At 48.3% G+C, this 6,378-nt stretch carries 4 protein-coding genes and 1 tRNA gene; 3 read left to right on the forward strand and 2 right to left on the reverse strand.

The annotated features are described in order from the left end of the window. Nucleotides 1-279 precede the first annotated feature (279 nt). A complete protein-coding gene (gene rimK, locus EWV68_RS13715) occupies nucleotides 280-1,185 on the forward strand; it encodes a 30S ribosomal protein S6--L-glutamate ligase (protein WP_012264688.1) in 906 nt (301 codons plus the stop codon). Between the two features lie 240 nt (nucleotides 1,186-1,425). Here rimK and EWV68_RS13720 read toward each other — a convergent pair whose 3' ends face one another. After that, a complete protein-coding gene (locus EWV68_RS13720; protein WP_287170123.1) occupies nucleotides 1,426-2,481 on the reverse strand; it encodes an ABC transporter ATP-binding protein in 1,056 nt (351 codons plus the stop codon). A gap of 123 nt (nucleotides 2,482-2,604) precedes the next feature. Between EWV68_RS13720 and EWV68_RS13725 the strand changes: the two genes are divergently transcribed. Then, entirely contained in the window at nucleotides 2,605-3,285 is a 681-nt protein-coding gene (locus EWV68_RS13725; RefSeq protein WP_002795587.1) for a nucleoside phosphorylase-I family protein, read from the forward strand. A 54-nt stretch (nucleotides 3,286-3,339) separates the two neighbouring features. Beyond that, nucleotides 3,340-3,421, forward strand: a tRNA-Leu gene (locus tag EWV68_RS13730). Nucleotides 3,422-3,947: 526 nt separating this feature from the next. Here EWV68_RS13730 and EWV68_RS13735 read toward each other — a convergent pair. Continuing rightward, on the reverse strand, nucleotides 3,948-6,378 hold a 2,431-nt coding region (locus EWV68_RS13735), incomplete at its 5' end, for a Calx-beta domain-containing protein (protein ID WP_287170125.1).

The following is a 6,378-nucleotide window of genomic DNA, read 5'->3' on the forward strand; positions in this document are numbered from 1 at the left end:
ACCTAATTTTCAGGGAAAAAGTCCCTGAATTTTCCCCCTGATCACTCCCATGCCGGGTACTTTTTGATTGACAAAAAGTCTAAAAGTCTTACCCAACAAGGTTTTTAGATTTATTCAGCCAACCCTACTTAACCCAACTGTTCAAGGGGAACTGTCAGCGCCATAATAATCGATGGACTTCGATCGAGAACAGAAATTTTATGAGTTGCCAGCAAAAAAAGTTAATAGGGGGAAATAAGGAGCTATTCAGTTTTAAAAGCAATATTTAAGCGAAAATTTATGAAAATCGCTATTTTATCCCAAGATGCTTCTCTTTATTCGACCAAGCGACTGAAAGAAGCGGGAGAAGCCCAAGGTCATGAGGTACGAGTGATCAATTATTTGCGCTGTTACATGAACATCACCTCCCATAAACCCACGGTTGTTTATAACGGTAAACCCTTGGAGAGTTTTGACGCGATTATTCCCCGCATTGCCGCCTCAAAAACCTTCTATGGAACCGCAGTCGTCCGACAATTCGAGGTGATGAATGTTTTTACTGCCAACGACTCGCAAGCAATTTCTCGGTCGCGGGATAAATTGCGTTGTCTGCAAATCCTCGCTCGGGAAGGGATAGGTTTACCGGTGACGGGAATTGCTCACGCAACTCAAGATATCGATGGTTTAATCGAAACCGTCGGCGGCACCCCTCTGGTGATTAAATTATTAGAGGGAACTCAAGGTATTGGGGTAGTCTTAGCGGAAACCGATCAAGCAGCCAAGTCAGTTATTGAAGCTTTTCGGCAATTAGAGGCTAATATTCTAGTACAAGAGTATATTAAAGAGGCCAGTGGGGCAGATCTGCGCTGTTTTGTCATCGATGGAAAAGTGGTGGCCTCGATGAAGCGACAGGGGGCCGAAGGGGATTTTCGTTCTAATCTTCACCGCGGTGGTAAGGCAGAAAAGGTAAAATTAACCCCGGAGGAACGCAGTACGGCTATACGGGCCACTAAAGCCATGGGTTTACGGGTTGCGGGTGTGGACTTATTGCGGTCCAATCACGGGCCTGTGGTTATCGAGGTCAATTCCTCTCCCGGTTTGGAAGGAATAGAAGCGGCCACTGGTGTTGATGTGGCCAAAAAAATTATCGATTTTGTCGCTAAAAATGCCACCCTAGTCCTAAATCGCGATCGATATCAATATTAGCCGTCAGCCTTGCATCAGTTATCAGTTATCAGTTATCAGTTATCAGTGGGTAAGTTATCAGTCAATAGTATTAAGCGATAAGCTCGGAGCTGCCTTTTTACTGAAAAAGCTCCCCACACCCCACTTCCCCACACCCCACTTCCCCACTTCCCCACACCCCACTTCCCCACTTCCCCACACCCCACACCCCACACCCTACACCCCACACCCTACACCCACTTTCAAGTCAGATGTGATTTATCAGTCGGCAAATACACGGACGCTATCGGGAATAATCGATAGTTTTACCTTTGTACCGATGTCTAATTGGGTGTTAATCGTTGTTCTAGCGTGGATTTGGCTGCCGGTGGCCGTTAGCAGACAATAACGGTATTCCCGCCCTAAAAATTGGCGATCGCAAATAACCAGATTTCCCGTCTCATCCGGTTTAATTTTGACATCTTCCTCTCTCAGCATCAATTCCCCTTTGTCCAAATCTTGACCATCGGCAATTTCCCAGACTCCTATATCGGTTTGCCATTGTTCCCCCTCCCGTCTAGCGGGGAGAAAGTTAGCTTGGGTGACAAACTCGGCCACAAATCGCGAGGCCGGATGACTATAAATTTCTTCGGGATTGTTAATTTGTTCTAATTTTCCTTGACAAATGACCGCAATTGTGTCACTGATCACCATTGCTTCCTCCCGGTCGTGGGTGACAAAAATGGCCGAGATACCAGTCGCTTTCAGGATATGACGGATCTCGTGCCGTAAGCGTTGCCGGACCTGCACATCGAGATTACTTAAAGGTTCATCTAAGAGGATTAAAGAGGGTTTTGGGGCTAAAGCGCGGGCGAGGGCGACTCTTTGCTGTTGTCCTCCCGATAGCTGATGGGGATAACGTTTTTCTAGTCCTTGCAGTCCGACTAAATCCAAAGTTTCCGCCACCCTAGCGTTAATAGCTTTGGTCGATAATTTCTCCCCAGAATTTTTTAACCCGAAGGCGATATTTTCAGCAATGGTTAAATGGGGAAAAAGAGCGTAATCCTGAAAAACCATGCCCGTATTGCGTTTTTCCGGAGGAATAAAGGTTTTTTCGTCGGCAACTATTCGCCCTCCCAATTCAATCACTCCTTGAGATGGTTTTTCAAATCCCGCAATCATCCGCAGTAGAGTGGTTTTACCGCAGCCCGACGGACCCAATAATCCGAGAATTTCGCCCTCTGTTAAACTAAAACTGATATTATCGACAGCTAGAGTAGGAGAAGCGGGAAAACGCTTGTTAACCTCGGATAAACGCAGAATGACAGACTTTTTCATGGTGGGAAAGACAATCGCCCAGTCAGTGGCAGGGCTATTTACTTAAGAATTATTCCTAATTAGTTCACTATTATTGTTTATAACATTTTATTTGGCTAATTAGGAAACTTTCTCAAAAATTTCATGCTCACACCTGAAGATATTATTCTCGTTCCCCGGGGGGCCGAGCATAGCTCAATCCGTCGAGGATTAAGGAACATCGGCGATTTAGCCCCGCAAATTATCCCGATTAACCTTGGCGCTCCAGAATTCCTCGACAGTTCCCCAGTCTCTAAGCTATCTCTAGAATTTCTTAATAAGTTCAGGGGAAAAATTGTGCTGATGGGATTAGCGGGCAGTCTCAGCGATCGCTATCGAGTCGGAGATGGGGTAATCTATCAAGGTTGTGGCGCAGAAAAAGGGAATTATTGGCAGTGCGAACCGGAAATAACCGCAGAAATCGCCCAATTAACCGGATATAGTCTCGTTAAAGGTTTAACCAGCGATCGCCTGATTAGCCAGTCCGAGGAAAAACGACGTTTAGGACAAGGGGGCTATGAGGTGGTCGATATGGAAGGAGCAAGGATTTTAGCGGCTTTACGGGGGCAAAAAGTGGCAATTGTGCGCGTGATTAGCGACGAGGTGACGCAGGATTTACCCGATTTAGCCCCGGCAATTGATAATCAAGGTCAGCTGCGACCATTGCCCCTAGCTCGACAAATGTTAATCCGTCCCATCCCGGCCTTCCATTTGATTCAAGGTTCCCTAAAAGGTTTATCCGTACTAACTCAGGTGGTGCGAAAGTTGTGCGGCAGTAATTTTTAAAACTTGCTTGCAGATTATTTTTTTTCTGTGCTATAGTGGTTAAGCTAAAATCAAGCGGATGTGGTGGAACTGGTAGACACGCACGTTTGAGGGGCGTGTGGCTTACGCCTTGCGAGTTCGAGTCTCGCCATCCGCATAAACTTTTATCTGCCCTCCGACAAGAATTGCCCTTGTCACCTTGAATGTTGGCAGGATGCCCCCGTTACACCCGTAGGGTTAGTGGGGGAGGAATGCCGAGCAATAGGAAACGCTCGCAGCCCATCGACTCGGGTTGACGGCGAAAAAGAGCGACTCTTCCTTGACGAGCGAGCAACTACCATCGGGGAAAACTTGCCCGGCAAAATCCCACATCCGACAAAAAACCCCCGCTAACGGCGGGGGAGATGGCATAGTTTTCCTGTGATGCCTAGTGGGACTTAGGCGTTTTCGGTCAGCAAAAAAGGCTCAAACCATTACGGGACAAAGGGTTAACCTCGATTTATGATTTTCCTTGATCTATCGGGGTTTCAGCGATTTTGGGCTTCTCGAACCGGACTGTGAAATCGAATCAGGTTTCAGAAAGCCCGTTGACAAGGGGACTAAGTACCTAACCCCCTTGCCCGGACTTGTGGTCAGATTTAAATGATGACGCACTCTAGTTTAATAACCTATCTGGCGCGATTCTAAGCCGCAAAGATATTGTCCTCCGTTAAGCTAAGACCAGGAGTCAAGGTCGCCAACAGAGTCTGAACCGATGAACCATTACCATCCACATCAAAGAAGAGTTGGCCTGTCGGTTGATTAAAGATAAAGCGATGGCTGGCCGTTGTTGCGACGGTTCCCAAGACAAATTGAGCCGCCGCAATACTTTCACCGGCGATTAATCCGCCACCAAAACCCGCCGCCGAGACTTGGAGCGTATCTTGGAAAACGTTGAAGTCCGTAATCGTATCTTGGCCCTCACTGGCAAGGCTATAGGCAATTACGTCAAAACCGACACCAGAGGTAATTTTGTCGTTACCGACACCACCGACTAGCACCTCACTCGCACTAGAACCAAGGAGGATATCATTGCCCGCTCTTCCACTCAGGGTACGAGTGGTTCCGGCTTCCACCACATCATCGCCCGTTGTGCCCTGTTGATTGATCACGCCGTCATCATTGATGATGGTAGTGACAACCGGGCTAGTAGTACCAATCGTGTAACCACTGCCGCTGGTAATGGTCAAGGAGACTGTTTCATTGGGTTCTTTAACGGTGTCGGCGGTGGGGTTAATGGTTAAGCTGGCGGTACTTGACCCAGCGGCGAAAGTGATGGTAGCTGTGCCTGGGGTTGCGCCGGTGTAGTCGGCAGCATTAGCAGTTCCGGCAACACTGAAGTTGACGGCGAGGGCGCTGGTGGTCGGACCGGAACGGGTAAAGGTATAGATCAGATTGGCTACGCCGTCTTCACTCACCCCGCTATAGTTACTGGCTAATGTCACCACCGTAGGAGCAGTACCCGTAGTCAGAACTAACTGCACATCTCCTGGTAAGGGATTGGAAAAACCAAAGACGTACTCGCTATTGTCAATCGTATCCAGAGTTGTCAATAAACCGCCCAGGGCAAAGGCTTGACCGCTCTTGGCTGTCAAGGCACTGATGGCGGCGCCGTTGAGGTCAATGGTATTAATCTTGTTATCGTCTGCATTGGTGTAAACCAGGCTGCCATAAATAGCACCATCTCCTAAGTCAGCATAGATCGCCGTTTTACCGCTTCCCCCCGCCGTTAGGGTGGGTACCGCCGTCGTGACATCCCGTAACTCATAGGTTTCGCTGGGTTGCGGACTATTGTAGTCAAAGGTCTTCACCTTCAGTTGAGCGCTGATAATCGGGGCGGTCAATGTGGGCAGATTGAAGGTAAACCAGTTGCGGAAGAGCTTCCCATCAGCAATGTTATTATCTCCTGCAATGTAATTGGTATTAGTAGGACCGTGGAATCCCGTGCTATCGTACCATCCCGTATCTGCCGCGTTCAGGGTGATCGTCCCCCCTATGTCATTGTCAGCAATGCTTACAGTTGCACTAGAAGATGGTGTGATGTTGCCTTGACTGGCTGTAGCGGAGCCAGACTTATTGCCTAAACTGCCGGGGGTATAACCAGAGCCGGCTAAGACGGTTAAGGTAGCAGTTTCTGTGCCTTCTACAATGCTGTCATCAATGACATTCAGGTCGACCACTGCGGTGGGGGAACCCGCCGCAAAAGTCACCGTGGTGGGAATGGCCGTATAATCCGCTCCATTGGTTGCTGTACCACTCATGGCGATGTTAACCGTCAAGGCGCTGGTGGTGGAACCGGTGCGGGTGAGGGTATATTGACCATTGTTGGCGGGTTCACCAGCCACGGCATCGTTGGCTACTACTGTGATTACAGGTAAGGTAACACCGCCATCACCATAGATTTTGACATCATCAAGGTTCCACGAACTTACTGTAAATACACCAGAGCTACCAACATTGAACCCGAAACGAATTCGAGTTGAGGCACTCTTGTGGGCGCTAATATTAAATTGTTGAGGAGTCCAAACGTTATCTTGGACTCCTGGAGAAGCTCCTGAACTCCAGAGATTGACCCAGCTAGAACCGTTGAAGATCTCAACTGTGTTCTGCATATAGGGAGTGTAGTCACTATTGAGCCAACGGGCATATTCAAAGAACAACTGATTGGCCGTGCTGGTGTTGATAACCGGACTGGTTAAATAATAGAAGCCGTGCAAAGCTGTAGAGGCATTTCCACCAATAACAACCCCAGCTACACCATTATCGGCTGTGGGAGTATTGTCCGTTCCGGGATCAGGGTTCCCATAATTTTGACCCGTAGAAGTTGTGGCAGCACCGATTTGCCATTCTGTACCCAGAGTCCAACCCTTGCTGTTATTGGCAAAATCATCCGAGAAGTAGGTGGTAAACCCTTCCTCAGAAATAATAGTTCCCGTTGCTGTATTAGGAGAACCACCAATGTAGCCCGTCCCAGAATTGACGGTTAAAATAACTGATTCGCTGTTTTCCTGTACGGTGTCAGCAATGGGATCAACCACGACCGTTGCCGTTGTCGCACCAGCAGCAAAAGTGACG

Origin of the sequence: Microcystis sp. M_QC_C_20170808_M9Col (assembly GCF_007095495.1) — a bacterium.
Lineage (GTDB): Bacteria > Cyanobacteriota > Cyanobacteriia > Cyanobacteriales > Microcystaceae > Microcystis > Microcystis aeruginosa.